Source organism: Allobosea sp. GW821-FHT10B12, assembly GCF_059415545.1.
This window is the reverse complement of sequence record NZ_JBWKNL010000002.1, coordinates 191,134-215,838: the sequence shown is the minus strand read 5'-3', so window position 1 is coordinate 215,838 and position 24,705 is coordinate 191,134. Positions and strand designations below refer to the sequence as shown.

Here is a 24,705-nt window from a genome sequence, read left to right as displayed (position 1 = left end):
GCCGGCGGGAGCCTGCCATGCCGATCTTCATCGACCGCCGCCTGAACCCGAAGGACAAGAGCCTGGGCAATCGCCAGCGCTTCCTGCACCGGGTCCGGGCGGAGCTGAAGCGCAGCGTCCAGGAGCAGATCCGCTCCGGCAAGATCGCCGATGCGGATGGCGAGCATGCCGTCTCGATCCCGGCGAAGGGCACGCGCGAGCCTAGCTTCCGCGCCGCCGGGGACAGCGGCCGGCGCCAGCATGTCCTGCCCGGCAACAAGCAGTTCTCGCCCGGGGACAAGATGCCGAAGCCCGGCCAGGGCGGCGGAGCAGGATCGTCGCCCGGCCTGCAGGATTCCGAGGACGATTTCCGCTTCGTGCTTTCGCGCGAGGAAGTGCTCGACCTGTTCTTCGAGGATCTGGAGCTTCCCGACATGGTCAAGCTCAACCTCAAGGAAATCCTCGCCTTCAAGCCGCGGCGGGCCGGCTTCTCGACGAGCGGGTCGCCGACCAACATCAGTATCGCCCGCACCATGCGCAACAGCCATGGCCGCCGCATCGCCCTCCAGCGCCCCAAGCGCGCGGAGGTCGAGGCCATCCTCGCCGAGTTGGCCAGGATCGAGGCCGATGGGCCGGGCGCGGCCGGCGCCGACACCGCGGCTTTGCGCGCCGAGCTCGACCGGCTGGAGCGCCGGCGCCGGGTGATCTCCTTCGTCGATCCCGTCGACATCCGCTTCAATCGCTTCGACGCGCAGCCTCAGCCCAATGCGAACGCGGTGATGTTCTGCCTGATGGACGTCTCCGGCTCGATGGGCGAGCGCGAGAAGGATCTGGCCAAGCGCTTCTTCGTGCTGCTGCACCTGTTCCTGAAGCGGCGCTACGACCGCACCGACATCGTCTTCATCCGCCACACCCACACGGCGCAGGAGGTCGACGAGGAGACCTTTTTCTACAGCCCGCAGAGCGGTGGCACCGTCGTCTCCACCGCGCTGGAGGAGATGCAGGGCATCATCGCGAAGCGCTATCCCAGCCGGGAGTGGAACATCTACGCCGCCCAGGCCTCGGACGGCGACAATCTCGCCACGGATTCCGAGCGCTGCCTGCACATGCTGGACGATGGGATCATGGGCCTGTGCCAATATTTCGCCTATGTCGAGATCATCGACGAACGCGAGAGCGAGATCTTCGGCTCCACCGACAACGGCACCTCGCTCTGGCGCGCCTATCTCACGGTCAAGGAGCGCTGGCCCAATTTCGACATGAGCCGCATCGCCAAGGCCTCCGACATCTATCCGGTCTTCCGCCAGCTCTTCACCCGGCAGCCGGCTCGGCCGCGCAATTGAGGGGAGCCCCGATGCACAAGCATGCGTCCCGAGCCCAACTGCTGTTCTCCGGCTCCGACTGGAATTTCGGGACCTTGTCGCATGCCTACGACGTCATCGAGGCGGTGGCGAAGGAGGAGCTGCACCTCGACATCTATCCGGTGCAGATGGAGATCATTTCCTCCGAGCAGATGCTCGACGCCTATTCCTCGATCGGCATGCCGCTGATGTATCGGCACTGGTCATTCGGCAAGCACTTCCTCCATCACGAATTGCTCTACCGGAAGGGCGGCCGCGGCCTCGCCTACGAGATCGTCATCAATTCAGACCCTTGCATCGTCTATCTGATGGAAGAGAACACCATGGCCCTGCAGGCCCTGGTGACGGCGCATGCGGCGCTCGGGCACAACCATTTCTTCAAGAACAACTACCTGTTCCGGCAATGGACCGATGCCGACGCCATCCTGGGCTATCTCGATTTCGCCAAGGGCTACATCAACCGCTGCGAGGAAAGGCACGGCGTTTCCGCGGTAGAGGCGATTCTCGACGCCGCGCACGCCCTGATGGACCAGGGCGTGTTCCGCTATCGCCGCCCGCCCAGGCTCTCCTCCGACAAGCAGCGCGAGGGCCTGCGCGAGCGGCTGGAATACGAAGAGCGCTCCTACAACGATCTCTGGCGCACCGTCCCGCGCCCGGCGGACGGTGGTAAGGTGCCGGTGGAAGCGATCGCCGAATGGAAGAAGGCGCTCAATCTTCCCGAGGAGAACCTGCTTTATTTCCTCGAAAAGAACAGCCTGATCCTCGAGCCCTGGCAGCGCGAGATCCTCAGAATCGTCCGGGTGATCGCGCAGTATTTCTACCCCCAGCGGCAGACGCAGGTGATGAACGAGGGCTGCGCTACCTTCGTGCATTACACGGTGATGAACGCACTGTTCGACCGCGGCCGGATCAGCGAAGGCGCCATGCTGGAAATCCTGCGCAACCACTCGAACGTCATCTTCCAGCCGGGCTTCGACGATCCCCGCTTCTCCGGCATCAACCCCTATGCGCTCGGCCTCGACATGATGCAGGACATCCAGCGCATCGCGACCGAACCGACTGCCGAGGATCGCGACTGGTTCCCCGAGATCGCCGGAACAGGCGATTGGCGGGCGATCCTGCTCGACGCCTGGGCCAACCACCGCGATGAATCCTTCATCCGCCAGTTCCTCAGCCCGGCCTTGATCCGCAAATGGCGGCTGTTCACGCTCTCCGACGTGGCGAACGAGTCGTTTTATAGCGTCGCCTCGATCCACAACGAGCGCGGTTACGCGCAGATCCGCGCCGCCCTGGCCCAGAGATACGACATCGGCGCCAGCCATTCGGACATCCAGGTCGTGGATGTCGACCTGCTCGGCCAGCGGCACCTGCGCCTGCAGCACAAGGTCCGCGACGGCATCATGCTGGAAAGCGGCAGCTGCGATACGACGCTGCGCCATGTCCAGAGGCTCTGGGGCTATGAGGTCAGTCTCGAAGGCATCGACGCGCAGACGGGGGCTGCGGTTTACGAACGATCCAGCCGAGAGCTTACTGACTGACCATTCCCCATTGACCTCAGTCAAGCGGCTATGCCGCGATGATCTATGCCAATGCCACCTTGCAGGCAAAGATCATCGCCGCAGTCGTCGTTCTCGCGTTTTTTCAAGATTGCGCGTCTCGTCGCCGGCCGGCTCGACCATAGCAGGCGCGTCGTCTTCGACGTCATGATGCTGCTCCGGGTCTACGCTCTCGGCCAGGCATCCGCAGCAGGAGATGACGCCGCCTGCCCTCGTCGAAGGTGAACTTCGGTCGCGCTCCGGCATTTACTGCAGATGACCCGCTCCGCTCAGCCGCCGGCCCAGGTGCCCGTAACCCTTGCGACCTACAATGTCCGCCGCTGCCTCGGCACCGATCGACGCCTGTCGCCGGATCGCATCGCGGATGTGATCGCCGATTGTGGCGCCGACATCGTCGCGTTGCAGGAGATCGATGTCGGCAGGCTGCGCAGCGGCGGCGTCGATCAGGCCGGCCTCATCGCGCAGAAGCTCGGCTTCGCCAGCCATTTCCATCCGGCCTTGCGCATTGCGGAGGAGCAATATGGCGACGCGGTGCTGACGCGGTGCCCGTCACGCCTCGTCAAGGTCGGGTTCCTGCCTCGCCTGCACAAACCCTGGCCATCGGAACCGCGCGGCGCCATCTGGGTCGAGGCGGTGATCGACGGCATTCGCCTGCAGGTGATCAACACGCATTTCGGGCTGAGGCGCCGGGAGAGAAGAGCACAAGCGATTGCACTGCTCGGCGGTGACTGGCTCGAACGGTGCCGTCCGCCTTACGCGGTCGTCGGCGACCTGAACTCCCTGCCAGGCAGCTCGGTCTATCGCAGCTTCGCGGCTCGGCTGCGCGATGCTCATCTTGCAGGGGCGCCGGGGAGCCCTGCCCCCACCTTCCCGTCGCGACGCCCGCTACTGCGCATCGACCACATCTTCGTCTCCGAGGATATCGAGGTCGCCAGCGCCGAGGCCGTGCGGTCGCCATTGACCAGAGTCGCATCGGATCACCTGCCGCTGATTGCGCAGCTGCGCATCCCGGCCGAGGAGGGCAAGATCAGTCTTGTCGATGCCCATGGCCATTGAAGCTACCGGGCAGGATCGGTCCAGCCGAGGCTGGCCGGCCATCCTCAGAGCAACCCTGGCGCTGGCAGCGATCTCGCTCGCGGCTTACCTACTCTACAGGACCTTGCGCGGCCACAGCTATGCGGAGCTGAGCGAGCTGCTGCGCTCGGCAGCTCCGGCCCGGGTGGTGGCGGCGCTGGGCTTCGCCCTGTGCAGCTATGCCTGCCTGACCTTGTTCGATTTCCTGGCCTTGCGATATGCCGGCAAGCCACTGCCCTACCGGCGGGCGGCCTTGACCTCGTTCACCAGCCTCTCGCTCGGCCACAATATCGGCCTGGCGGCGCTGAGCAGCGGCGCGATCCGCTATCATTTCTACGCGCGATCGGGCCTTACCGTCGGAGAGGTCGCCAAGGTGATCCTGTTCTGCGGGGCGACCGTCGGCATCGGCCTCGGCACGCTCGCGGCCCTGGCACTCCTGCTGCGTTCGGATCTCGCGGTTAAATTGACCGGGCTGCCGGTCAGCGCCGTCGTCGCCATGGCCGTCGGCCTGATCATCGCGCTGGTGGCCTATCTCGTCCTCTGCATCTTCATCAGCGGCCGATGGCGCATAGGCTCCTGGGAGATCGAGTTGCCGAGCCCGCGCCTGGCCGCGGCGCAATTCGTCATCGGCCCCCTGAACTTCGCACTGGTCGCCGCCTGCTTGCACCAGGCGCTGTCGAGCGTGGGGGCGGTTTCCTACCCCGATGTCGCCGCGAGCTATGTGCTGGCCAACATCGCTTCGCTGATCGCTCACACCCCCGGCGGCCTGGGCGTCATCGAGGCGGTCGTTGCGACGATATTGCCAGGCGCCGGCGTGGTCGCCGGCTTGATCATCTTCCGTGCCGTCTACTTTCTCGTGCCGCTGCTCCCCGGCGCGGCGCTCCTGGCGTTCTCCCTGCTGTCCGAGCGGAGAGGCTAGCGGAACGGCCAGGGCAGGCGGAAGATCCGCACGGGATCCAGAAAGCGCGTTCCCGGAAGCGAGCGGAACGGACCGCCGGATCTGTCCACATCGAACGGCCTTAGCCCGCGAGGTCGATGATTGAGCCGATCGATTGCGACCGCCAGTCCGGCGGCTGTGATCGCGGCATCGATATCGCCGACCGAACAACCCAGATGCTCGGCCAGGAGCCGGTTGCGGATCCCGGCAATGGCTCTGCGATCGTCCGGGCTGCCAGCCTCGATCGCGACATCGCATTCGGTGTCGAGGCCGATCGAGCGGTTGTTCAGGTTCGAGGAGCCGACCCGGACCATCCGGTCGTCCACGATGATGAGCTTGGCGTGAACCAGCACTTCGGCCTTGCCGCTTCCGCTGGGGACCACCGGATAACAGACGCGAAGCCTGCCGAAACGATCCGCCCGGGCGAGGCGGCGGAGCAGCCGATCACGGTTCTCCGACATGGCGAGGCGTTCGAGCAGTCCGCGGGATTCCTGCGTCATCACGATGACGATGTCCGGCCCGTTGGACGCCTTGAGCCGCCGCGACAGCCCCGCGCCGATGGTCCTTGCGGTCAGGTACTGCGCTTCGATGTAGATCGAGTGCTCTGCGGCAGCGATCATGTCGAGCGCCTGCGTCGATGACTCGTGAATCTCGCAGCGCCCGGCATAGGCCGGCTCGGTCCGCGCTATCGCGATGGCCGCATCGCGGAAGTCCGGCAGCAGATCATCGGGCCATGGTGCACCGCCGGATCGGTCGCACTCGCCCGCCGGGAAGCTAAGGAGCTCTCCGGTCGCGCTGTGCCAGCGCTCGCTCGCCATCGTGCATATCGTGGCCGCAGCACGACCATCGAAGACCATCTGAACATCGTGGACGGGTGGGTAGGGTTCGCCATCGCAGTCGACTCGGCGCGCGTCCTCGGCCAGATGCTCTGGCGTATCCCAGCGCCGGACAGTGAGGTCCATGCCGCCGACAAAGGCGACCGCACCATCGACACAAACGATCTTCTGGTGGTGCGAACCATAGAACGGGTGGTGCATATCGAATTTGAGCTGAATGCGCGGGTGATGCTGCCAATCGCTGCCGAACAGCGCGGGCGCGATAGCGCTCGGCCCGTGCAGCACCGAGATGCTCCAGATCAGGATATGGACGGAAAGCTCCGGCTTCGCCTCGACCAGCGCGCGCAGCAGCGGGCCGAGCGGCGGCGATTCCTCCTCGCTGGCTTGCGGGCGCAGGCGGATGCGGCCGTCGAAGTCCCAACCGATGATGATGATCGACTGCCTCGCCTGGCGAAGGCTGCTTTCGAGGTGACGGAAATAGTCGCAGCCGTCGACGAGGACGGCTGCACGCTCGGCCTGCACGACATCGAGGCAGTTGCGGCCGGGGCAGAACACCGAAGCCGGGGATCGAGGGGTCGCTGGATGCCGCGACCGGCCCTCTTTCCAGAATGCGTTCAAGCGCGAGGACAAGCTCATCACGGAGCGCGCAACGTTCCGCGGCGGGGCATTGTTCCGCATTTTCGAGCGACCGGGGACGATCGGCCCGCGTCAGTGAAGCGCGCAGCATCACGCTCCAGCGCGCCGCCTACCGAACAGCCCTGTTCGTCTCAGCGCCGGCTGCCTGAAACCCGGCCCTGATGCCCACCGGACAGGAACTGCATGAAAGCCGGCGGGATCTCGATGTAGCCGAGAGCTTCCTGGCGGATATCGAAGTCCGCGATAGCCTCGGTCAGCATCTCGAATTCCCACTCACCATCGGAGCCTCTCGAGGATGAGATCAGCTGCGCGGCTCGCAGCACAGCAGCCTTCCGCTGCTCATAAGACGAGATCACCACGGCGTCGGCGTTGGGCATGACACCACCTCATCGCTACGCAACTCACACTCGCTACGCTAGCGACCAAACCACTGGAATACGAGTCGCTTATACGAGACTGCTCGGTATCCGCCCCAGAGCCGGCCGGTGCTCGGAGACGTGAGCTGTCGCTGAGCGCCAACGGCGGAACCTGGCATCCTGTCTGAAACCGGACATTCCCAGACGAAGTGACGCCTGTGGAGCAATGAGGCCCAGGGTTCGCGCAGGCGAACATCGATTCACGAGGAGATGTCGGCGCGAACGCCGCCGCGGCTTTCCCGCGACGGAGGCGCTTGCCCCGTCCCCATGAGACGTCGCGGCGGGGAGACTTCTCCTCAGCCTCCGGGAACACCCTGTGTGTTGACATAGAGCGAATAGACGCCGCGGCCGGTGACCATGAACAGCCGGTTGCGCTTGGGGCCGCCGAAGCAGAGGTTCGCCGCCCGCTCCGGCAGGGCGACCCTGCCGATGCGCTTGCCCTCGGGCGAGAGCACCAGCACCCCGTCGATGCCTTCCTTCACGGCGCCATAGGCGCACCAGAGATTGCCGTCGATATCGCAGCGGATGCCGTCGGGCGCCTCGCCCTCCCCGCAGGAAAAGAAGACCGAGCCGTTGGCGAGGCGCGTGCCGCCATCGACGACGTCGTAGGCGCGGATGCTGACCGGTTTCGAGAAGGAATCGACCACGTAGAGCTTCTTCTCGCCCGGCGAGAAGCAGAGCCCGTTGGGCGCGGTAACGTCGCTAGCCACGACGCTCGCCTTGCCTGTGGGATCGACCCGGTAAACATTGTTCGGCAGCTCAGGCGTCGCCTTGTCGCCGGAATAGTTGCCCGAGATGCCGAAGGGCGGATCGGTGAACCAGATCGCGCCGTCCGAGGCGACGACGACATCATTGGGCGAGTTCAGCTTCTTGCCGTCATAGCTGTCGATCAGCACGGTGATCTTGCCGTCATGCTCGGTGCGGGTGACGCGCCGGCCATGCTCGGCGGCGATCAGTCGCCCCTGCCGGTCCCGCGTCAGGCCGTTGGCGTAGTTCGCCGGGCGCCGGAAGATGCTGACCGCCCCGGTCTCCTCCTCCCATTTCAGGATGCGGTTGTTGGGGATGTCGGTCCAGAGCAGATAGCGCCCGTCGCCGAACCAGACCGGGCCTTCGGTGTAGCGGGTGTTACCGGTGGCGATGCGCTCCACCGCGGCGAAAAACACCGTGTATTTGGCAAAGCTCGGATCGAGCGCCTGCACCGCCGGATCGGGATAACGCGGGCTCGGCTGCCAGTCGGCCTTGGCCGCCTCGACCCACCCATTCGCTGCGATTGCGCCGGAACCGGCCAGCAGATGCCGTCGCGAAATGCCCATGGCGTCCATCCTCCCGTCGCGCCGTTGCGCTTCCAACAATCCTACACGCTCTTTGTCGCGCTTTCTGCTTTACTATGATATTAAAATCGCTGATACAGCAATAGTGAATGCCATTGTTAGCGCAATGAGCAGCTTTCACAGGGAGAAACCGGGGAGGTTCGCTCGCGGCGCGACGGCGCAGGCGACGACGCCTTGCGGGAGAACATCATGACGAGAATGCTGGCCAGCCGCCGACACGATCTGGACGAAGAGGAGCTGCCTGAGCCGGCCGAGCGGCACAGCAGCGCGGCGACCGAGCTGATCGCCGAGGAAGCGCGCTGGCGGCGCGAGACCTTCGCACCGGATGCGGCTCGGGCCGAACGGCAGCGCGCCTTCGTCACCGATTGCGGCCTCGAGGTGAAGCCGCTCTACACGCCGGCGGACCTCGGCGCGATCGGCTTCGACTACGGCGCCGATCTCGGCTTCCCCGGCGAGTTCCCCTTCACCCGTGGCGATCGCGGCGCGATGAACCGGGGCGAGCCCTTCGTCGTCTCCGCCTATTCCGGCTTCGGCGAGGCGCAGCGCTGCAACCAGCGCTTCCGCACCCTGATCGACTGGGGCGCCGAGCAGATCCTCGTCGCCTTGGACCTGCCGACCCAGTGCGGCTACGATTCAGACCATGCCATGGCCACCGCCGAGGTCGGCCAGGTCGGCGTCGCCGTCAGCTCGCTCGCCGATATGGAGCAGCTCTTCGACGGCATCCCGCTCGACAGCATCAAGCGCGTCGGCACGCTCGGCAATTCGATCGGCCCGATCGTCCTGGCGCTGTTCGCGGCGCTCGGCGAGAAGCAGGGCATTCCCTGGGCGAATTACGTCGTCAATCTGCAGAACGACCCGCTCAAGGAATACATCGCCCGCGGCACCCAGATCCTGCCGGCGGAACCGGCGGCCAAGCTCGCCTGCGACGCGGTCGAGTGGTGCATCGACAATGCGCCGAACTGGTCGCCGATGACCGTCTGCGTCAACCACATCAATGCCGGCGGCGCCGGTTCGAGCCTGGGCACAGCGATCGCCCTCGCCAACGCCCATTACTATCTCGACGATCTCCTGGCGCGCGGCCATTCGATCGACGAGGTCGCGCCGCTTCTGCACATGTTCGCCGACGAGCGCCACGACTTCTTCGTCAGCATCGCCAACCTGCGCGCGCTGCGGCGGATCTGGGCGCGGCGCATGCGCGAGCGCTACTGTGCGACTCTGCCTGCCGCGATGGCCCTGCGCCTGACCGTCTACGGCCATGGCCAGGAGGCGCTGCAGGAGCCGCTCAACAACATCTCGCGCATCGCCTTCGGTACCCTCGCCTATGTGCTGGGCGGCGCGTCTTACGTTTACATCGCCTCCTATGACGAGGCGGTCTCGACGCCCGGCGAGCAGTCGCTCAAGGTCGCGCTGCGGACCCAGCAGGTGATCGCCAGCGAGCACGGCTTCGCCGACACGGTCGATCCGCTCGGCGGCTCCTATTATGTCGAGAGCCTGACCCATGGCGTCGAGCGCCAGATCCTCGATGCGCTCGGCATGATCGAGGAGAAAGGCGGCGCCCTCGCCGTCATCCGCGACGGCATCGGCCGGCGCCTGATGACCGAGGGTGCGGTGCGCCGGCAGAAGGCGATCGACAGCGGCCAGCGGCCCTGGGTCACGGTCAACCAGCGGCCACAGAAGCCCGATGTCGCCAACACCGCCTTCCGCATCGATCCGGGCGCCGCGATCGATCAGGTGGCACGCCTGCAACGCGTGCGCGCCGAGCGCGACGAAGCCCGCGTCAGTGCTGCGCTGGCGGCGGTGCGCGAGGCGACTGCATCCGGCGCCAATGTCACGCCTTCGGTGCTCGAAGCGGTGCGGGCCTATGCCACGGTGGGCGAGATCGTCGAGATCTGGCGCGACATCTTCGGCCATTTCTCCCCCTCGACCGAATTCTGAGCCGATGACGCTGTCGAACCGCAAGATCCGCGTCCTGATGGCGAAGGTCGGCCTGGACGGCCACGATGTCGGCGCCCGAGTCGTCGCTCGCGGCCTCCTCGAAGCCGGCATGGAGGTGATCTACACAGGGCTGCGCCGCACGCCCGAACAGGTCGCGCGTGCCGCCGTCGAGGAAGATGTCGACTGGATCGGGATCAGCATCCTCTCCGGCGCCCACCTGACCTTGTTGCCACGCCTGCGCCGCCTGCTCGACGAAAACGGGGCGGAGGACATCCGCATCATGGCGGGCGGCATCATCCCGCAGGAAGACATCCCCGAGCTCAGCAAGGCGGGCGTCTCGCGCGTCTTCCTGTCGGGCACAGCGATCGCCGAGATCGTCGACTATCTGATGGCCGAGACCGTCCATGACTGAGCCTTTCGCACCGCCGACCCTTCCCGAGCTGATGCGCCGGGCGGCGCAGCGCTTTGCCGGGCGCATCGCACTGATCGCCGGCGAACGACGCTGGTCCTTCCGCGAATTCGACGAGATCGCCGCCACCCTCGCCGGCAATCTCGCGCAGCGCCTGCCCGCCGGCGCTCGTGTCGGGCTCTTCATGGCCAACCGGCCGGAGTATCTGATGCTGCAGAGCGCGATCGAGCGCGCCGGGCTGGTGCGCGTGCCGCTCAACGCTCGGCTGACCGGCGTCGAGGCTGCAGCCATCCTCGCCGATTGCGGCGCGGCGGCCGTGTTCCACGATGCGGAAACCGCCGCCCTGCTGCCTGCCGGCAAAGCGCTCTGGTTCTGTCCGGTCGATGGCGGCCCGGCCAGCGGCGGCCCGGACTTCGCCCAGCTGCTCCAGCCCGCGGCTGCAGCGACCGACCGCAACCCGGCGCCGGACGATCTTGCCTCGATCAACTACACCTCCGGCAGTTCGGGACGGCCGAAGGGCGTCATGCTGGAACATCACCACTGGCTGGCGGTGACCCGCAACATGCTGCTCGACCGCGACATGCGCCGCGACGACGTCGTCGCCCATATCGGCCCGCTCACCCATGCCAGCGGCACCTATTTCGCGCCCTGGTTCCTGCGCGGCGCGACCAGCGTGCTCATCTCCGGCGTCGATACCCTGCTCGATGCGATCCCGGCTTTGGGCGTCACCGCCTTCACCTGCGTGCCGACGGTGCTGACGCGCATCGTCAACCATCCGCGCATCGGCCGGATCGACACCTCCTCGCTGCGCTTCATCGGCTATGGCGCCGAGCCGATCCCACGCAATACGCTGGAGAAGGCCCTCCTCCGTTTCGGCCCGATCCTGACCCAGAACTATGGGCTGACCGAAGCGATGATGACCTGCGTCTTCCTGCCGCCGGAAGACCATTTCGACGCCAATGGCGCAGCGCGGATCGGCTGCATCGGCCGGCCCTACAGCTTCGTCGAGATCGTCGCCCGTGCGCCCGACGGCAGCCCGGTTCCCGCCGGCGAGATCGGCGAGCTGACCGTGCGCGCCGACCATGTCATGCGCGGCTATTGGGGCATGCCGGAGGAAACAGCGAAGGTATTGCGCGACGGCTGGCTCTGGTCGGGCGATCTCTGCCGGATCAGCGAGGACGGGCTGGTCACGCTGACCGGGCGCAGCAAGGACATGCTGATCAGCGGCGGCTTCAACATCTACCCGCAGGAGGTCGAGGCGGTGCTGACCAGCCTCGCTGACGTCGCCGAGGCGGCGGTGCTCGGCCTGCCCGATCCCGAATGGGGCGAGGTCGCGATCGCCTTCGTCGCGCCGGTGCAGGGTGCCGCGCTTTCGGCGGAGGAGGTCCGCGCTGGCTGCCGCGCCATTCTCGGCTTCAAGGCGCCCAAGCGCATCCTGATCGAGGACGCCCTGCCGAAGAACCCGAACGGCAAGGTCGACAAGAAGCTGCTGCGCCAGCGCCTCGCCGAACCGCAGCGGGAGGCCGATCATGTCTGACGGCAACGACGTCATCGTCACCGCCTTCGCACGCACTCCGTTCGGCCGCTTCGGCGGTGCTCTCGCCGAGGTCTTCGCGCCGCGCCTCGCCGCCATCGCGATCGATGCGGTGCTCGACCGGACCGAGCTCGAGCCCGCCGCGGTCGAGGCGCTCTATATGGGCGTCGGCATGATCGCCTCGGCCGCCTTCACCCCGGCGCGGCAAGCGGTCCTTTTGTCGCGCTTGCGGCAGGAGACGCCCTCGCTCGCCATCGACCGCGCCTGCTGCTCGGGCATGAGCGCGATCGGCCTCGGCTGGCGCGACATCCGCCTCGGCTTCGCCGATGCGGTGATCTGCGGCGGCGTCGACAATCTCAGCCAGACGCCGCTGCTCTGGCCGCGGCGGCGCGATAAGCCACTCGGGCCGGTCACTGCCGAGGACCCGCTGCTGCTGCGCTCGCCGACGGTCAACGCCGCGATCGCGGCCTATACCTCGCGCGAGGCGATCGGGCACGGCATCGACCGCGCCGCGCAGGACGACTGGGCAGCCGGCAGCCATGAGCGCTATTTTGCGGCGGAAGCGGCAGGCTATTTCGAGGCCGAGCGGGTGCCGCTCGACCTGCCCGGCAAGAGCGGCAACGAGCGCATCGCCTCGGATGAGTCTCCCCGCCGCGATACGTCGCGCGAAAAGCTCGCAACGTTGCGGACGGTCTATGACAGCGAGACGATCACCGCCGGCAACGCGCCCGGCCTCAACGACGGTGCCGCCTTCCTGCTCTTGGTCTCGCGCCGGCTCGCCGAGGCGTGCGGGCTGCCGATCCTGGCCGAGATCACGCATTACGGCCAGGTCGCGGACGGGCCGACCTCGGGCTCGTATACGCCGGCGATCAGCATCTCCCGCCTGCTCGCCAAGGCCGAACACACCGCCGCAGACCTCGACCTGATCGAGATCAACGAGGCCTTCGCCGCGACGCCGCTGGTCAGCACTTTGCGCCTCGCCGATGGCGATGTCGGCACGGCTGAAAAGCTCCGAGCCCGGACGAACCTCCATGGCGGCGCCGTGGCACTCGGCCACCCGCTCGGTGCGAGCGGCGCGCGGCTCGCCATGACGCTGGTCAACGGGCTGACGCGGCGCGGCGGCGGGCGCGGCGCGGCCGCGATCTGCGGCGGCTACGGCCAGGGCGATGCCCTGCTGCTCGAGGTCGGTGCATGAGCGGCGCAGGAGCGCTCGACGGCCGGACGATCCGCCGGCTGTCGCGCGCGATCAGCACGGTCGAGGATCGCGCTACCGGCTATGAGGAGATCCTCTCGGGCGCCTACCGGGCTCCGGCGAAGGCCAGAGTGATCGGCGTCACCGGTCCGCCGGGCGCCGGCAAGTCGACGCTGGTCGACGCGCTGACCGCCTATTGGGCCGGCACTGGCGAGCGCGTCGCTGTCCTCGCGGTCGATCCGTCCAGCCCGTTCTCCGGCGGCGCCGTGCTCGGCGATCGCGTCCGCATGGACCGCAGCTCCGATTTGCCCGGCGTCTATCTGCGCAGCATCTCGGCGCGCGGCGAAGGCGGCGGCCTCAGCGCGGCCGTCTGCGATATCGTCGCGCTGCTTGACGAGGCCGGATTCGATCGCGTCGTGATCGAGACGGTCGGCGCCGGCCAGGCCGATATCGCCGTGGCTGATGCCGCCGACTGCACGCTGGTCGTCTTCGTGCCGGGCCTCGGCGACGATATCCAGGCGGCCAAGGCCGGGCTGATGGAGGTCGGCGACGTCTACGCCGTCAACAAGGGCGATCTGCCCGGTGCCAAGGCGACCGTCGCAGAGATCAACGGCGCGATCGGCGTCGCCTATGCCGGCACGCCCGGCGTCAACGAGACCGCCCCTGCCTTGGTAACGGCGCAGCCCTCCTCCTCGCCCGGCCGCCTCGCCGTGTTGCGCCGGCACGGTGACCCGGCGCGTGACGGCACGCTCTGGCGCCCACCCGTCCAGCTCGTCAGCGCCCGCAGCGGCGACGGCATCGCCGAGCTCGCGCAAGCGATCGATGCCTTCTTCGGCTGGTGCGGCGAGAGCGGGCGGCTAGCGCTGCGTCGGCGCAGCCGTATTCGGGCGCAGATGCTGAGAACCCTCGGCTCAGCGCTGATCGAGCCCTATCTGCGAGGCACCGGGCAGGCCGCGGAGGCTCTCGCCGGCAGCATCGAGCGCGTCCTCGCCAGCGATACGAGCCCGGCCGAGGCGGTGGCGGAGCTGGTCAGGCGCAGCTTGCGCTGATCAACGCGCCTTGCCGCTCTTCTTCGGCGCCGGTTCGGCCTTCACCGCCTGCTCGCGGGGGGCCTTGCTCGGGCGCATCACCGAGGGCTTCGGCATGAACTTGAAGGCCCGCTTGTGGACTTCGAGGATGGTGCGGGTGTTGACGCGCACGATGCCTTCGACCTGTGACAGCCGGTTGGTGACGAAGTCGACGAGCTCGGTGTTGTCGGAGAAGGTTGCGCCCGCGAAGATGTCGAAGCCGCCGGTGGTGATGTAGACGAAATACATCTCCGGGATCGCAGACAATTCGCGCGCGGCCTGCCGGATCCGGCGCGTCTCGACCTCGATCTCCATCATCACCCAGACGGAGTGGCCGAGCTGCAGCGGGTTGGAGAGGGCGACGAACTCGATCACGCCGGACTCGACCAGCCGCGCCATGCGGTTGCGGATGGTCGACTCAGGGATTTCGAGCGCTTCGGCGATGGACTTGGCGGGAGCGCGGGCATCCTTGTGCAGGAGATTGATGATGCCGACGTCGATTTCGTCCAGAGCCGCCACCCGCTTCTCCTGCAATTGCGCCTTCGAATCGCAAAACCATAGGAGGCGGCCGGGCGAGCCGCAATTGCTGCGCCGCCGAAAAGAGCAGAACTGACTGCCGCAAGCCACGGAAACGCCGGGATTGCGCCGGTCTCAGGCGGAATTGCGCAATCTCGTCATCCGCCCTTGCCGGGCATGGCGAACGGAGCCGGATCGAGGAAGCGCTCCAGAACATTGCGGGTCAAGCACGAGATATTGTTGTCGTAGCCGTTGTGCGCGAGGCTGCCGACATAGGCGATCGAGCCGGTCGAGAACACCGCGCCGCCCGACGGGCATTCGAAGAACACCATGTCTGCCCGGATGCGGGCGCTCTGCAAGGCGTTGGTCGCCCCGTTCGGAACGAGCACCGCATCATTGGCCATGTGGAAGGCGTTGGTGTGGTTCTCGGAAGAAGCCAGGACCAGCGTATGCGGCGGCGAACCGGCGCTGACATCGCAAGCATCGATCTCATCGCCCGCAGCGCCGCCCCCGAGATGCCCGAAATCGCCGAGGATCTCGTCCTCAATGCCGGCGAAGATGAAGGCGGCGCGCGGATCCCGGCTCTCGGGCCGGCGGCGGTAATAGGAGGAGGCGTCGAAGCCCTGGGCGATGAAGCCGACACCGGCCAGCGTGTTCGGCGAGCGGCCCTGGCGGCTCCAGAGCCCGCCATATTCGCCGGTGAAGCTCATATAATATTCGCCCGGCGCCGCATGCCAGGCGCGGGTGCCGTCCTCGGCCCGGCGCACCTCGATGATCCCGTCCGAATGCGGGTGATAGGCGACGCGCCAGTAGAAGCCGTTGCCGCCGAGATACATCAGGCGGCCGCCGCCCTTCAGATGGCCTTCCAGCGCATTCATCATCTCGAGCGAGACATATTCGGGATGCGAACCGGTTAGCACAGCCCGGTAGCCGTCGAGCAGGCCCGCGCCCTCGCGATGCAGATCGTCATCGGTGACGACGTCATAGTCGCAGCCGATCGCCTCCAGCCAGTCGACGACGAAGAGGTCGCTGGAGAAGTTCCAGAGCCGCCCCTTCGGCCGGACATTCGTCATCGGGCGCAGGCGCGTGCCGTAGCAGACGCCGCTGCCGTCATTGTGCACACAATAGGTCGACAGCCCGATCGGGTAGTGCAGCAGCTGCATGTCGGTGACGTCGAAATCGAGCAGGTGCCCGCGCAGCATCTCGGTGCCCGAGGCGAGGAAGCGGGCCTTGTTGTTGGCGTAGATCGTGTAGGTCGCGGTCGGCGCGAGATAGGCGACCTTGGCGGTGCGTTTTCCGCGCGGCGGGCGGACGAAGAACGGGACATAGGTCTCGGCGCCATCGCCGCGCAGGCGCGCGGCATAGATGCCGCTCGGCAAATCCTCCGGAACGGTGAAGATAAAGCTCGTCTGCCAGCGGGCATCGTCGATGTCGTCGTCATGGAAATGGATCGCGCCATATTGCTGCGGCGTCCGCTTCCAATCCATCTCGGCAGCGTCCCAGTTATGCCCGGTCACCGCACGGGTCGGCAGGTTGACCGTCCTGCCGTGCAACTGGTGCGGCCCGCGATCGATGATCCGGTCGGAGCCGATCTCCTGCGAGAAATCCCAAGCGGCGAGCAGCGCTTCGCCGGCCTCTTCGGCCGCAATCGGCTGGTCGAGCTGTTCTCGCGAAAGCGCCGTCGCGAACAGGCGCGGCGCCTCCAGCTTGCCGTTGTAATGGGCGCCGGGCGCCAGGCCGTCAGCGCTCGCATCGGGCCAGGCGGCGATCATCAGCGGCGCATTCGGCGCAGCCGGCAGGATTGCGACATCGCGCGCAACAGAGGCCGCCCGGCCGGTGTGGACGCTGTGATCCTCCAGCGGACGCTGCGATAGCTCGATCCGGCGCGAAGCGGCATCGAAGCTCGCCGAGAGCAGATGCCAGCGCCGCTCGGCCACGGGGACACCGGTCGAGACATTGACGACCTCACTGCCATCGCCGAGCCGCAACGCCAGTGCGCCACCTTCATCGAGATAAAGCCCGAAACCGCGCTTCGAGCGCTGCGACCAGGCACCGAGCAGCGCCCGCGGCTGCTTCCCGATCAAGGTAGGCCAGGCCAGGACCTGCAAGCTGAAGCTCTCCAGCGCCACGGGCAATGCGGGCAACTCGACATAGGAGCCGAGCCGCAGCGCCTGCTCGCCGCCCGGATAGTCGCCGCTGGCGGGCGACGCGATCTCCGTCTCGCGATAGCCCTCCCCGCCTCGGCCGGTCTGCGGCGCACGCAGACGAACGATATCGGCGCGATAGCCGGCGATCCCCGGTGTGCTCACCTTGAAGTCGATGCGGTCTCCCGGCGCGGCGCTGATGCGGTCGGCATAGGCGAGGATGGCCCTGGCCGGATCGGGCCCGACGACCGGCGGCCCACCGGCCGGCGGCTCCGGGATGGCGAGCTCACCCAAAGCGGTGGCGAGATCGTGGCCGGTCATCGCATGCCAGCGCAGCTTGAACACGGTCCATTCGGCTTCGGCGAGATCGGTGAAGACAACGCCGGGCACCGGCACGGGCCGCAGGGGATTGCCGGTCATCCGCGCCAGCAGCCAGCGCGCCTTGGGGGTCTCGACGATCAGGCAGTGCTTGCCCTCGATCGGGGCGCTGCGCATCCGGTCGAGCACCGCCTGGAGTTCGGGGCTGTGATGGCCGAGCGGACGGCGCCGGAACTCATGTGCCAGATCCAGGCGCGAGGGATCGATCTCGTACATCGCAGGCCTTCACTCCCCGTGGCGGCAATCTGCCCGGCCCTCCCGGGCTCCACCAGCGCGCTCGGCGCATGCCCGAGCTGACCGAATCCGCCATGGCGCGGAGGCTTGCTCGCCGAAAACGCCTAACTGGTTTCATAATTTTGCATAAAGCGCAATATAAGAACGATATTTCTGTTGAATGAGCACAATCACGTCGCTAATGTCGCGGTAACGGCGATCAACGCCGGTCCGGGGAGGACGACATGGAGACGCTCAGCAGGACGGGTTCGATCAACCGGCGGCAGCTCATCGTGGGAGCAGGCGCCGCCTCAGCAGCGACCTTGGCGGGAGCCGGCCGCTTCGGCGCCGCACAGGCGGCAGCGCCGATCAACTTCGTCGGCTGGACCTTCCGGCCGGACATGGTCCAGGGCTATGTCGACTTCTACAACAAGACCTATGGCGAGCAGGTCGCCTATTCGACGCTGCCCTGGCCGCAATTCCACCAGACGCTGGAATCACGCGCCTTCGCCGGCGACATCGTCGACGTGATGTACTGCTTCCACACCTTCCGGGAGCGCTGGGCGCAGACGGGGCTGATCCGCGCGCTCGACGATCTGCCGGAGGCGGACGAGCTGAAGCGGGCGATGATGCCGGCCAATCTCGAGAGCCTGTTGAGCAAAGAGGGCAAGCTCATCGCGCTGCCCTACTTCGTCAATCTCTACATCCTGATGCACAACGAGCCGATGCTGCAGCAGGGCGGCTTCGACAAGCCGGCGGCGAGCTTCGACGAGCTGATCGAGCAATGCGTCAAGCTGAAGAAGGACAAGATCGCCGAGTACCCGTATCTGCCGAACTGGAACCCGACGATCACCGGCACGACGCCGCAGTTCCTGACCGATTGCTTCGCCGAGGGCGCCACCGTCTTCGACGCCAAGAACAGACTGGTGATCGACCAGGACCCGGCAGTGGCCCAGGTGCTGGAGCGCTGGAAGAAGGTCTATGCGCTCGGCCTGGTCACGCCCGAGATCTTCACCAAGCCGTCCTCGACCGACGTGCACCGGATGATGTTCACCGGGCGCTACGCCTATCACAGCAACATCTCGAACTATCTGCAGACGATCGCCAGCGACACCAAGGAATCCCTGCTCGCGCCGAAGAAGGCGAAGATGACGCCTTATCCGGGCAAGGTCGGCAGCACCTACATGTGGACCGACTCCTATGTGCTCAACGCCAACACCAAGTCGATCGAGAGCGCCTGGAAGCTGATGCAGTTCGTCGGCGGCAATCTGCACAAGGATTGGTATGTGCAGCAGCAATGGGCGATCGGCTCGGGCCTCGATAACGTCTACCCCGATCTCTACAAGGAGCCGGCCGTCGTCGCCTCCTATGCCAACTGGGTCGACCTGCCGACGCTGCGGGCCCAATACGACAAGGGCAAGGTCAGCGGCGCCTTCAAGGAGCAGTGGTACCCGGAATACGACGCCCGCTCGGTGACGATCCTGCACGACATGATCCGCAAGAACCTGTCGGTCGCCGAGACGATCAAGGCGCTCGTGGCCCTGCACAAGTCGCTGGCCTGAGCGGATGACCACGCTCGACACCGGCCGGCCCGATCTTACGCTCCAGCCGGAGGCTGCGGCCTCCGGCTCAGGCCGAACCCGCTGGTTCGCGCGCAAGGACCGGCAGGCTGTGCAGTCCGAGGGCTGGTTCGCGGCGGCGCTGGTCTCGCCGGCGCTGCTGGTGATCCTGCTGATCGTCTTCCTGCCGCTGGTCTATTCGATCTGGCTGAGCTTCGCCGAGGTCGACCTGCTGCGGCCGGGCGGCACGGCGATCACGATCTTCGGCATGCGGCTGCCGCTCTACCGCTTCACCGGGCTCGCCAATTACAGCAAGGTCCTGTCCGACCCGCTCTACTGGCGGGCGCTGCTGCGCACCGTCTATTTCGTCGCGCTCTTCGTGATCGAGGCGGTGGTGATCGGCCTCGCCATGGCGCTGGTGCTCAACGCCCATTTCGCCGGGCGCGGGCTGATGCGGGCGATGCTGCTGGTGCCGTGGTCGATGTCGCGCATCGCGGTCGGCATCCTCTGGCTCGGCATGCTCGACGCCGATTTCGGCGCGATCAACGGCATCCTCTACCGGCTCGGCCTGATCGACCACTATTTGTCATTCTTCAGCGACGGCTTCACGGCGCTCAACGTGCTGATCGTCGTCTATGTCTGGAACCAGGCGCCCTTCGCGACGATCCTGTTCCTGGCCGGGCTGCAATCGATCCCGCAGGACCTCTACCACGCGGCCTCGGTCGACGGCGCCGGCTTCTGGCGCAAGCTCTGGCACATCACCCTGCCTTCGCTGCGGCCGATGATGTTCCTCGTCCTGGTGCTCGCGACCGTCAACGGCTTCCTGATGCTCGACCTCATCTATGTGATGACCTCGGGCGGCCCCGGCAACGACACCACCACGGTGACCTGGCTCGGCTACCGCACCGCCTTCAGCTTCTTCAAGTTCGGCCCGGGCACGGCGATCCTGTTCACGCTGACGCTGATCTGCGTCGTGCTGACGGTGGTCTACCACCGCCTCGTCCTCTCGAAGTTCCAGAGCGAGTAGGAGGCGCGCCATGCCGACCGTCATCGCGCGCAACCACAGCAAGCTCTGGCCGACACTCGGCCTCTACGGCCTCGTCGCGCTGGTCGCGCTCTGGCTGATCGGGCCGTTCCTCTGGCTGTTCATCAGCAGCATCAGCGAGCAGCGCGATCTGCTGGCACGACCAATGCCCCTCTTCCCGCCCAATCCGAGCTTCACCAACTACGCCAAGATCTTCGGCCTCGTCGAATTCCACGCCCAGCACCAGTCGGCGCAGATCCTGCCTTCGCTCGGCAACAGCGTCGTCGTCACGCTGATCGTCACCGCGCTCAACATCGTGCTGGGGAGCGGTGCCGGCTACGCCTATGCCCGCTTCCAGCACCCGGTGATGAAGATCACGCTCTACGCCATCCTGTTCACCCGCATGCTGCCGGTCGTGGTGCTGATGCCGGCGCTGTTCCTGATCATGCGCCAGCTCGGCCTGCAGAACACGCTGAGCGGGCTCGTGCTCGCCTATTGCTCCTTCACCTTCCCCTTCACGATCTGGATCCTGAAATCCTATTTCGAGACGATCCCGCGTGAGCTCGAGGAGAGTGCGCTGGTCGATGGCTGCTCTCGGATGCAAGCCTTCGTGAAGGTGATCCTGCCGATCTCGGGGCCCGGGCTCGTCGCCGCCGGCGCCTTCACCTTCGTCCTGTGCTGGAACGAGTTCCTGGTGGCGCAGGTGCTGAACTCGAAACCAGGCACCACGACCCTGCCGCCGACCGTCGCCGGCATGCTGGGCCAGGCCAATATCGACTACTCGGTGATCGCTGCCTCGGGCTTTCTCTCGGCCATTCCGGCGGTGATCCTCGCCCTCGTCTTCCAACGCTACATGGTCCAGGGGCTCACCGCCGGGTCGGTGAAGGGCTGATCTTCCCCAGGACTGCCCGCCGCGTGCGCAATCAGAACGCGCCGGCGGGCCTTTCAAAACCGCGCATCCGCGAAAGGACAGATCCGATGACGATCGTGCCAAGAAAGCCCGACATGCACCTCGCCTTCCTCGAAGGCGGCCCGAAGAAACTGCTGATCGACGGGCGCTGGGTCGACGCCGCCTCCGGCAAGACCTTCGAGACGATCGACCCGTCGACCGGCCAGGTGCTGGCCCGCGTCGCCGAAGGCGATCGGCAGGACATCGATGCCGCGGTCGCAGCGGCGCGGCGCGCCTTCGACGGGCCCTGGCGCAAGTTCAAGCCCTATGACCGCCAGCAGGTCATCCTCAAGCTCGCCGATCTCGTCGACAAGCATTTCGACGAGCTCTCGCTGATCGACACGCTCGACATGGGCGCTCCGATCAGCCGCACGCGCGCCTCGCGGCGGCGCCTGCTCGGCCTGCTGCGCTATTATGCCGGCATGGCGACGGCGCTGCATGGCGAGACCGTCGACAACTCCATGCCCGGCGAGTTCGTCACCTATACGCTGAAGGAACCGGTCGGCGTCGTCGGCGCGATCACGCCGTGGAACGGCCCGCTCGTCTCCTGGATCTGGAAGATCGGCCCGGTCCTCGCCACAGGCTGCACCGCCGTGCTGAAGCCGGCCGAGGAATCGCCGCTCTCGGCCCTGCGCATGGGCGAGCTCCTGCTCGAAGCCGGCCTGCCCGATGGCGTCGTCAACATCGTCACCGGCTTCGGCGAGACAGCGGGCGCGGCGCTCGCCGGCCATCCCGATGTCGACAAGATCGCCTTCACCGGCTCCTTCGAGACCGGGCAGAAGATCGTCCAGGCCTCGGTCGGCAATCTCAAGCGGGTGACGCTCGAACTCGGCGGCAAGTCGCCAGACATCGTCTTCGCCGATGTCGATCTCGACCTCGCCGTGCCGGGCGCCGCCATGGGCTGCTTCGGCAATTCCGGCCAGGTCTGCAGCGCCGGCACCCGCCTCTTCGTCGAGGACAAGATCTATGACGAGTTCATGGAGCGCGTCGCCGCTTTCAGCCGGACGCTGAAGGTCGGCAACAGCCTGGATCCCGAGGTGCAGATCGGGCCGCTGGTCTCCGAGCAGCAGCTCAGCCGCGTCTCCAGCTATCTCGACATCGGCCAGCAGGAGGGCGCGAAGCTCCTTTCCGGCGGGCGCAGGCTGACCGAGGACGAGCTCGCCAGCGGCTACTTCATCCCGCCGACGGTCTTCGCCGGCGTGCGCGACGAGATGCGGATCGCACAGGAGGAGATCTTCGGGCCAGTGGTGTCGAGCCTGCCCTTCAGCGACCTGGAAGAAGTCGCGCGGCGCGCCAACAACACCATGTACGGGCTCGGCAGCGGCGTCTGGACCAATGACGTGCGCAAGGCGCACTATCTCGCCAAGGCGATCCGCGCCGGCTCGGTCTGGATCAACTGCTACCAGATGATGGATCCGGCGATGCCCTTCGGCGGCTACAAGCGCAGCGGCTATGGCCGCGAATCCGGCGTGCAGCAGTTCAACGACTATCTCAACGTGAAGTCGGTCTGGCTGCGGACCGCCTGATGACCAGCAGGCTGTTCTCGCCGATCACGCTGTCCGGGGTCACATTCCCCAACCGCGTGGTCATCTCGCCGATGTGCCAGTACAGCGCGCCCGATGGCGCGGCTTCCGACTGGCACATGGCCCATCTCGGGCAATTCGCCATGTCGCGGGCCGGCCTCCTCCTGCTGGAGGCCACCGCGGTCGAGCCGGCCGGGCGGATCTCGCCGCTCTGCCTCGCGCTTTATTCCGACGTGCAGGAGGCCGCGCTCGCCCGGGTGGTGACGATGCTGCGCTATGCCGGCGGCGGCATGCCGCTCGGCATCCAGCTCGGCCATGCCGGGCGCAAGGGCTCCTGCCACATGCCCTGGGATGGCGGGCACGGCCTTAAGCCCGAAGAAGGCGGCTGGCCGATCGTCGGCCCGAGCGCCCTGCCCTATGACGGCAGGCGCGCCGTGCCGGAGGCGCTGGATGAAGTCGGCATGGAGCGCATCGCCGCGGCCTTCGTCGATGCGGCCGGGCGGGCCGACCGCATCGGCTTCGACGTCGTCGAATATCACTGCGCCCATGGCTATCTCCTGCACTCCTTCCTGTCGGCGCAGAGCAACCGGCGGCAGGACGGCTATGGCGGCTCGCTCGATAATCGCATGCGCTTCCCGCTCGCGATCGCGCGGCGGCTACGCGAAGCCTGGCCGGCGCGGAAGGCGCTGGGCGCCAGGCTCGATGCCGAGGATGCGACCGATGCGGCTTCGCTTGTCGAGACGATCGCCTATGCGCGCGAGCTCAAGGCGATCGGCTTCGACTATGTCTGCCTGTCGCGCGGCAGCCTCTCCGGCGAGCAGAAGATCATCTCCTGGCCGGGCTACCTGCTGCCGCTCGCCGCAGCCTTGCGCCAGGCGACCGGGATGGTCACCCAGGCCGTCGGGCTGATCGTCGATCCACGCATGGCGGAGGACGCGGTCGCGTCAGGGCAGGTCGACATGGTCGCGCTGGCGCGCGGCTTCCTCGATGATCCGCGCTGGGTCTGGCATGCGGCCGAGGCGCTCGGCGCCGAGCTCGCCTATCCCCAGCAATATCGCGGCGCTGATCCCTCGCTCTGGAAGGGCGCGACCTTGCGCCCACGAGCCCATGCCGCCGGCTGATTCCGGCCGCCATCTCACATTCATCCTGTTGCGGAGACCGACATGATCCCTGAAGGCCTGATCTCGACCTGGCGGCTGAAATCGCACAGGCAGGAAATGCCGGAAACCGGCGAGGTGCTTTATCCACGAGGCGACAAGCCGCAGGGATTGCTGACCTACACCGCCGATCGCCGCTTCTCGATCATCAATGCACCGGAAGAACGGGCACCGCCCAAGGGCCTCGGCCCGACAGACGAGGAGGCGCTCGCTTTGTTCAAGGCCCTGACCGCCTATGCCGGCCATTACTCGGTCGACGGCGAGACGGTGACACATCATGTCGAGATCTCGTGGAACGAGGCCTGGTCCGGCACCGATCAGGTCCGTCGCTTCAAGCTCGAAGGCGACACCCTGACCATCATCGCCGGCCCCTCTCACAGCCCCTGGGACGGAAGGCTGACGATCTCGACGCTGATCTGGGATCGCGTGCGCTGATCCCGCGCTGAGCGCACCGACAACTCACTGAGCGACGCCCTGGCGGATCCGATGCCCCGCCAGGGCGATCGATCGCGGCTGCGCGTGAGCGGCGGCGCATGCATCGGCTTTTCGTGAAACGACAGGAGACGAGCGATGACCTCAGCCAACCTTCGTCATAACCCCGACGCCGTCGCGCCGCCGACGCAGAACCTCTACGCCCATGGCGTCGAGGTCCCGACCAACAGCCGCCAGCTCTATGTCGCCGGCCAGGTCGGCGTGCGCCGCGACGGCACGCTGCCGGCGACGCTGGAGGAGCAGGTCGAGCAGTTGATGGCGAATTTCGAAGCGATCCTCGCCTCGGCCGGCATGGGCTTTGCCGATGTCGTGAAGATCACCGCCTACTGCCTGAAGCCGGCCGACATCATCACCTACGCCAATATCCGCAACCGCTATTTCAAGGGCAATCCGCCGGCCACGACCGCAGTCGTCGTCGCCGGCCTCGCTCTATCGGAGTGGTTGATCGAAGCCGATCTCACCGCAGCCAAGCGGGATTGACCTAACA

General features: G+C 66.6%; 21 protein-coding genes. 16 read left to right on the top strand and 5 right to left on the bottom strand.

The genetic code is table 11. The features are described 5' to 3' along the window. Window positions 1–17: 17 nt before the first annotated feature. The 4 genes from AC07O0_RS06295 (at window position 18) to AC07O0_RS06280 (ending at window position 4,889) form a co-directional block, all read left to right on the top strand. Window positions 18–1,322 (top strand): YeaH/YhbH family protein, encoded by a 1,305-nt coding sequence (locus AC07O0_RS06295; RefSeq protein WP_494621074.1) that lies wholly within the window; start codon window positions 18–20, stop codon window positions 1,320–1,322. A gap of 11 nt (window positions 1,323–1,333) precedes the next feature. Continuing rightward, window positions 1,334–2,878, top strand: a complete 1,545-nt coding sequence (locus tag AC07O0_RS06290; protein ID WP_494621072.1) for a SpoVR family protein — start codon at window positions 1,334–1,336, stop codon at window positions 2,876–2,878. A gap of 273 nt (window positions 2,879–3,151) precedes the next feature. After that, window positions 3,152–3,952 carry an endonuclease/exonuclease/phosphatase family protein gene (locus AC07O0_RS06285; RefSeq protein WP_494621070.1) on the top strand — a complete coding sequence of 267 codons (801 nt, stop codon included), beginning with the start codon at window positions 3,152–3,154 and terminating at the stop codon, window positions 3,950–3,952. Beyond that, window positions 3,942–4,889 (top strand): lysylphosphatidylglycerol synthase transmembrane domain-containing protein, encoded by a 948-nt coding sequence (locus tag AC07O0_RS06280; protein ID WP_494621068.1) that lies wholly within the window; start codon window positions 3,942–3,944, stop codon window positions 4,887–4,889. The genes AC07O0_RS06285 and AC07O0_RS06280 overlap by 11 nt, the downstream gene beginning before the upstream one ends. Here the strand turns inward: AC07O0_RS06280 and AC07O0_RS06275 are convergent. The 3 genes from AC07O0_RS06275 to AC07O0_RS06265 all read right to left on the bottom strand — a co-directional run bounded on the left by AC07O0_RS06275 (window position 4,886) and on the right by AC07O0_RS06265 (window position 8,108). Continuing rightward, window positions 4,886–6,379, bottom strand: coding sequence for a phospholipase D-like domain-containing protein (locus AC07O0_RS06275; RefSeq protein WP_494621066.1), 1,494 nt, complete (start codon window positions 6,377–6,379; stop codon window positions 4,886–4,888). The two genes, AC07O0_RS06280 and AC07O0_RS06275, sit on opposite strands and share 4 nt — an antisense overlap. Window positions 6,380–6,510: 131 nt before the next feature. Further along, window positions 6,511–6,756 (bottom strand): hypothetical protein, encoded by a 246-nt coding sequence (locus AC07O0_RS06270; protein ID WP_494621064.1) that lies wholly within the window; start codon window positions 6,754–6,756, stop codon window positions 6,511–6,513. Window positions 6,757–7,091: 335 nt separating this feature from the next. Next, a complete protein-coding gene (locus AC07O0_RS06265) occupies window positions 7,092–8,108 on the bottom strand; it encodes an SMP-30/gluconolactonase/LRE family protein (protein ID WP_494621062.1) in 1,017 nt (338 codons plus the stop codon). 207 nt (window positions 8,109–8,315) lie between these two features. Between AC07O0_RS06265 and AC07O0_RS06260 the strand changes: the two genes are divergently transcribed. From AC07O0_RS06260 to meaB, 5 genes are read left to right on the top strand one after another with little or no spacing between them, the layout of a single operon-like run. Continuing rightward, window positions 8,316–10,061, top strand: a complete 1,746-nt coding sequence (locus AC07O0_RS06260; protein ID WP_494621060.1) for a methylmalonyl-CoA mutase family protein — start codon at window positions 8,316–8,318, stop codon at window positions 10,059–10,061. A gap of 4 nt (window positions 10,062–10,065) precedes the next feature. Next, the gene (locus AC07O0_RS06255; RefSeq protein WP_126112509.1) at window positions 10,066–10,473 is read left to right on the top strand and encodes a cobalamin B12-binding domain-containing protein; all 408 of its coding nucleotides are present in this window, start codon (window positions 10,066–10,068) and stop codon (window positions 10,471–10,473) included. After that, complete coding sequence (locus AC07O0_RS06250; RefSeq protein WP_494621058.1) at window positions 10,466–12,007, top strand: class I adenylate-forming enzyme family protein; 1,542 nt, start codon at window positions 10,466–10,468, stop codon at window positions 12,005–12,007. The genes AC07O0_RS06255 and AC07O0_RS06250 overlap by 8 nt, the downstream gene beginning before the upstream one ends. Then, window positions 12,000–13,199 (top strand): thiolase family protein, encoded by a 1,200-nt coding sequence (locus AC07O0_RS06245; RefSeq protein ID WP_494621057.1) that lies wholly within the window; start codon window positions 12,000–12,002, stop codon window positions 13,197–13,199. Before AC07O0_RS06250 ends, AC07O0_RS06245 begins: the two co-directional genes overlap by 8 nt. Then, a complete protein-coding gene (gene meaB, locus AC07O0_RS06240; protein WP_494621056.1) occupies window positions 13,196–14,245 on the top strand; it encodes a methylmalonyl Co-A mutase-associated GTPase MeaB in 1,050 nt (349 codons plus the stop codon). Before AC07O0_RS06245 ends, meaB begins: the two co-directional genes overlap by 4 nt. Here meaB and AC07O0_RS06235 read toward each other — a convergent pair whose 3' ends face one another. Both AC07O0_RS06235 and AC07O0_RS06230 read right to left on the bottom strand, forming a co-directional pair. Beyond that, window positions 14,246–14,782 (bottom strand): Lrp/AsnC family transcriptional regulator, encoded by a 537-nt coding sequence (locus AC07O0_RS06235; RefSeq protein ID WP_494621054.1) that lies wholly within the window; start codon window positions 14,780–14,782, stop codon window positions 14,246–14,248. Between the two features lie 155 nt (window positions 14,783–14,937). Next, a complete protein-coding gene (locus AC07O0_RS06230; RefSeq protein WP_494621053.1) occupies window positions 14,938–17,517 on the bottom strand; it encodes a N,N-dimethylformamidase beta subunit family domain-containing protein in 2,580 nt (859 codons plus the stop codon). Window positions 17,518–17,759: 242 nt separating this feature from the next. Here AC07O0_RS06230 and AC07O0_RS06225 point away from each other — a divergent pair, with 242 nt between their 5' ends. The 7 genes from AC07O0_RS06225 to AC07O0_RS06195 all read left to right on the top strand — a co-directional run bounded on the left by AC07O0_RS06225 (window position 17,760) and on the right by AC07O0_RS06195 (window position 24,698). Then, window positions 17,760–19,076, top strand: coding sequence for an ABC transporter substrate-binding protein (locus AC07O0_RS06225; RefSeq protein ID WP_494621051.1), 1,317 nt, complete (start codon window positions 17,760–17,762; stop codon window positions 19,074–19,076). A 4-nt stretch (window positions 19,077–19,080) separates the two neighbouring features. Next, window positions 19,081–20,100: a carbohydrate ABC transporter permease gene (locus tag AC07O0_RS06220; RefSeq protein WP_494621050.1), complete on the top strand. Its 1,020-nt coding sequence runs from the start codon at window positions 19,081–19,083 to the stop codon at window positions 20,098–20,100. Window positions 20,101–20,110: 10 nt separating this feature from the next. Beyond that, entirely contained in the window at window positions 20,111–20,989 is an 879-nt protein-coding gene (locus tag AC07O0_RS06215) for a carbohydrate ABC transporter permease (RefSeq protein ID WP_494621048.1), read from the top strand. Between the two features lie 86 nt (window positions 20,990–21,075). Then, window positions 21,076–22,572: an aldehyde dehydrogenase family protein gene (locus tag AC07O0_RS06210; RefSeq protein ID WP_494621046.1), complete on the top strand. Its 1,497-nt coding sequence runs from the start codon at window positions 21,076–21,078 to the stop codon at window positions 22,570–22,572. Then, on the top strand, window positions 22,572–23,690 hold the full coding sequence (locus AC07O0_RS06205; protein ID WP_494621044.1) for an NADH:flavin oxidoreductase/NADH oxidase: 1,119 nt from the start codon (window positions 22,572–22,574) through the stop codon (window positions 23,688–23,690). The genes AC07O0_RS06210 and AC07O0_RS06205 overlap by 1 nt, the downstream gene beginning before the upstream one ends. A 42-nt stretch (window positions 23,691–23,732) precedes the next feature. Further along, window positions 23,733–24,161: a lipocalin-like domain-containing protein gene (locus AC07O0_RS06200; RefSeq protein WP_494621043.1), complete on the top strand. Its 429-nt coding sequence runs from the start codon at window positions 23,733–23,735 to the stop codon at window positions 24,159–24,161. A 135-nt stretch (window positions 24,162–24,296) separates the two neighbouring features. Continuing rightward, window positions 24,297–24,698, top strand: coding sequence for a RidA family protein (locus tag AC07O0_RS06195; RefSeq protein WP_494621041.1), 402 nt, complete (start codon window positions 24,297–24,299; stop codon window positions 24,696–24,698). Window positions 24,699–24,705 lie beyond the last annotated feature (7 nt).

What these genes read in the sequence shown, in the direction of transcription:
- AC07O0_RS06295 (WP_494621074.1), top strand. Translation starts at nt 18, where the DNA reads ATGCCGATCTTCATCGACCGCCGCCTGAACCCGAAGGACAAGAGCCTG.
- AC07O0_RS06290 (WP_494621072.1), top strand. Translation starts at nt 1,334, where the DNA reads ATGCACAAGCATGCGTCCCGAGCCCAACTGCTGTTCTCCGGCTCCGAC.
- AC07O0_RS06285 (WP_494621070.1), top strand. Translation starts at nt 3,152, where the DNA reads ATGACCCGCTCCGCTCAGCCGCCGGCCCAGGTGCCCGTAACCCTTGCG.
- AC07O0_RS06280 (WP_494621068.1), top strand. Translation starts at nt 3,942, where the DNA reads ATGGCCATTGAAGCTACCGGGCAGGATCGGTCCAGCCGAGGCTGGCCG.
- AC07O0_RS06275 (WP_494621066.1), bottom strand. Translation starts at nt 6,379, where the DNA reads ATGAGCTTGTCCTCGCGCTTGAACGCATTCTGGAAAGAGGGCCGGTCG.
- AC07O0_RS06270 (WP_494621064.1), bottom strand. Translation starts at nt 6,756, where the DNA reads ATGCCCAACGCCGACGCCGTGGTGATCTCGTCTTATGAGCAGCGGAAG.
- AC07O0_RS06265 (WP_494621062.1), bottom strand. Translation starts at nt 8,108, where the DNA reads ATGGGCATTTCGCGACGGCATCTGCTGGCCGGTTCCGGCGCAATCGCA.
- AC07O0_RS06260 (WP_494621060.1), top strand. Translation starts at nt 8,316, where the DNA reads ATGACGAGAATGCTGGCCAGCCGCCGACACGATCTGGACGAAGAGGAG.
- AC07O0_RS06255 (WP_126112509.1), top strand. Translation starts at nt 10,066, where the DNA reads ATGACGCTGTCGAACCGCAAGATCCGCGTCCTGATGGCGAAGGTCGGC.
- AC07O0_RS06250 (WP_494621058.1), top strand. Translation starts at nt 10,466, where the DNA reads ATGACTGAGCCTTTCGCACCGCCGACCCTTCCCGAGCTGATGCGCCGG.
- AC07O0_RS06245 (WP_494621057.1), top strand. Translation starts at nt 12,000, where the DNA reads ATGTCTGACGGCAACGACGTCATCGTCACCGCCTTCGCACGCACTCCG.
- meaB (WP_494621056.1), top strand. Translation starts at nt 13,196, where the DNA reads ATGAGCGGCGCAGGAGCGCTCGACGGCCGGACGATCCGCCGGCTGTCG.
- AC07O0_RS06230 (WP_494621053.1), bottom strand. Translation starts at nt 17,517, where the DNA reads ATGTACGAGATCGATCCCTCGCGCCTGGATCTGGCACATGAGTTCCGG.
- AC07O0_RS06225 (WP_494621051.1), top strand. Translation starts at nt 17,760, where the DNA reads ATGGAGACGCTCAGCAGGACGGGTTCGATCAACCGGCGGCAGCTCATC.
- AC07O0_RS06220 (WP_494621050.1), top strand. Translation starts at nt 19,081, where the DNA reads ATGACCACGCTCGACACCGGCCGGCCCGATCTTACGCTCCAGCCGGAG.
- AC07O0_RS06215 (WP_494621048.1), top strand. Translation starts at nt 20,111, where the DNA reads ATGCCGACCGTCATCGCGCGCAACCACAGCAAGCTCTGGCCGACACTC.
- AC07O0_RS06210 (WP_494621046.1), top strand. Translation starts at nt 21,076, where the DNA reads ATGACGATCGTGCCAAGAAAGCCCGACATGCACCTCGCCTTCCTCGAA.
- AC07O0_RS06205 (WP_494621044.1), top strand. Translation starts at nt 22,572, where the DNA reads ATGACCAGCAGGCTGTTCTCGCCGATCACGCTGTCCGGGGTCACATTC.
- AC07O0_RS06200 (WP_494621043.1), top strand. Translation starts at nt 23,733, where the DNA reads ATGATCCCTGAAGGCCTGATCTCGACCTGGCGGCTGAAATCGCACAGG.
- AC07O0_RS06195 (WP_494621041.1), top strand. Translation starts at nt 24,297, where the DNA reads ATGACCTCAGCCAACCTTCGTCATAACCCCGACGCCGTCGCGCCGCCG.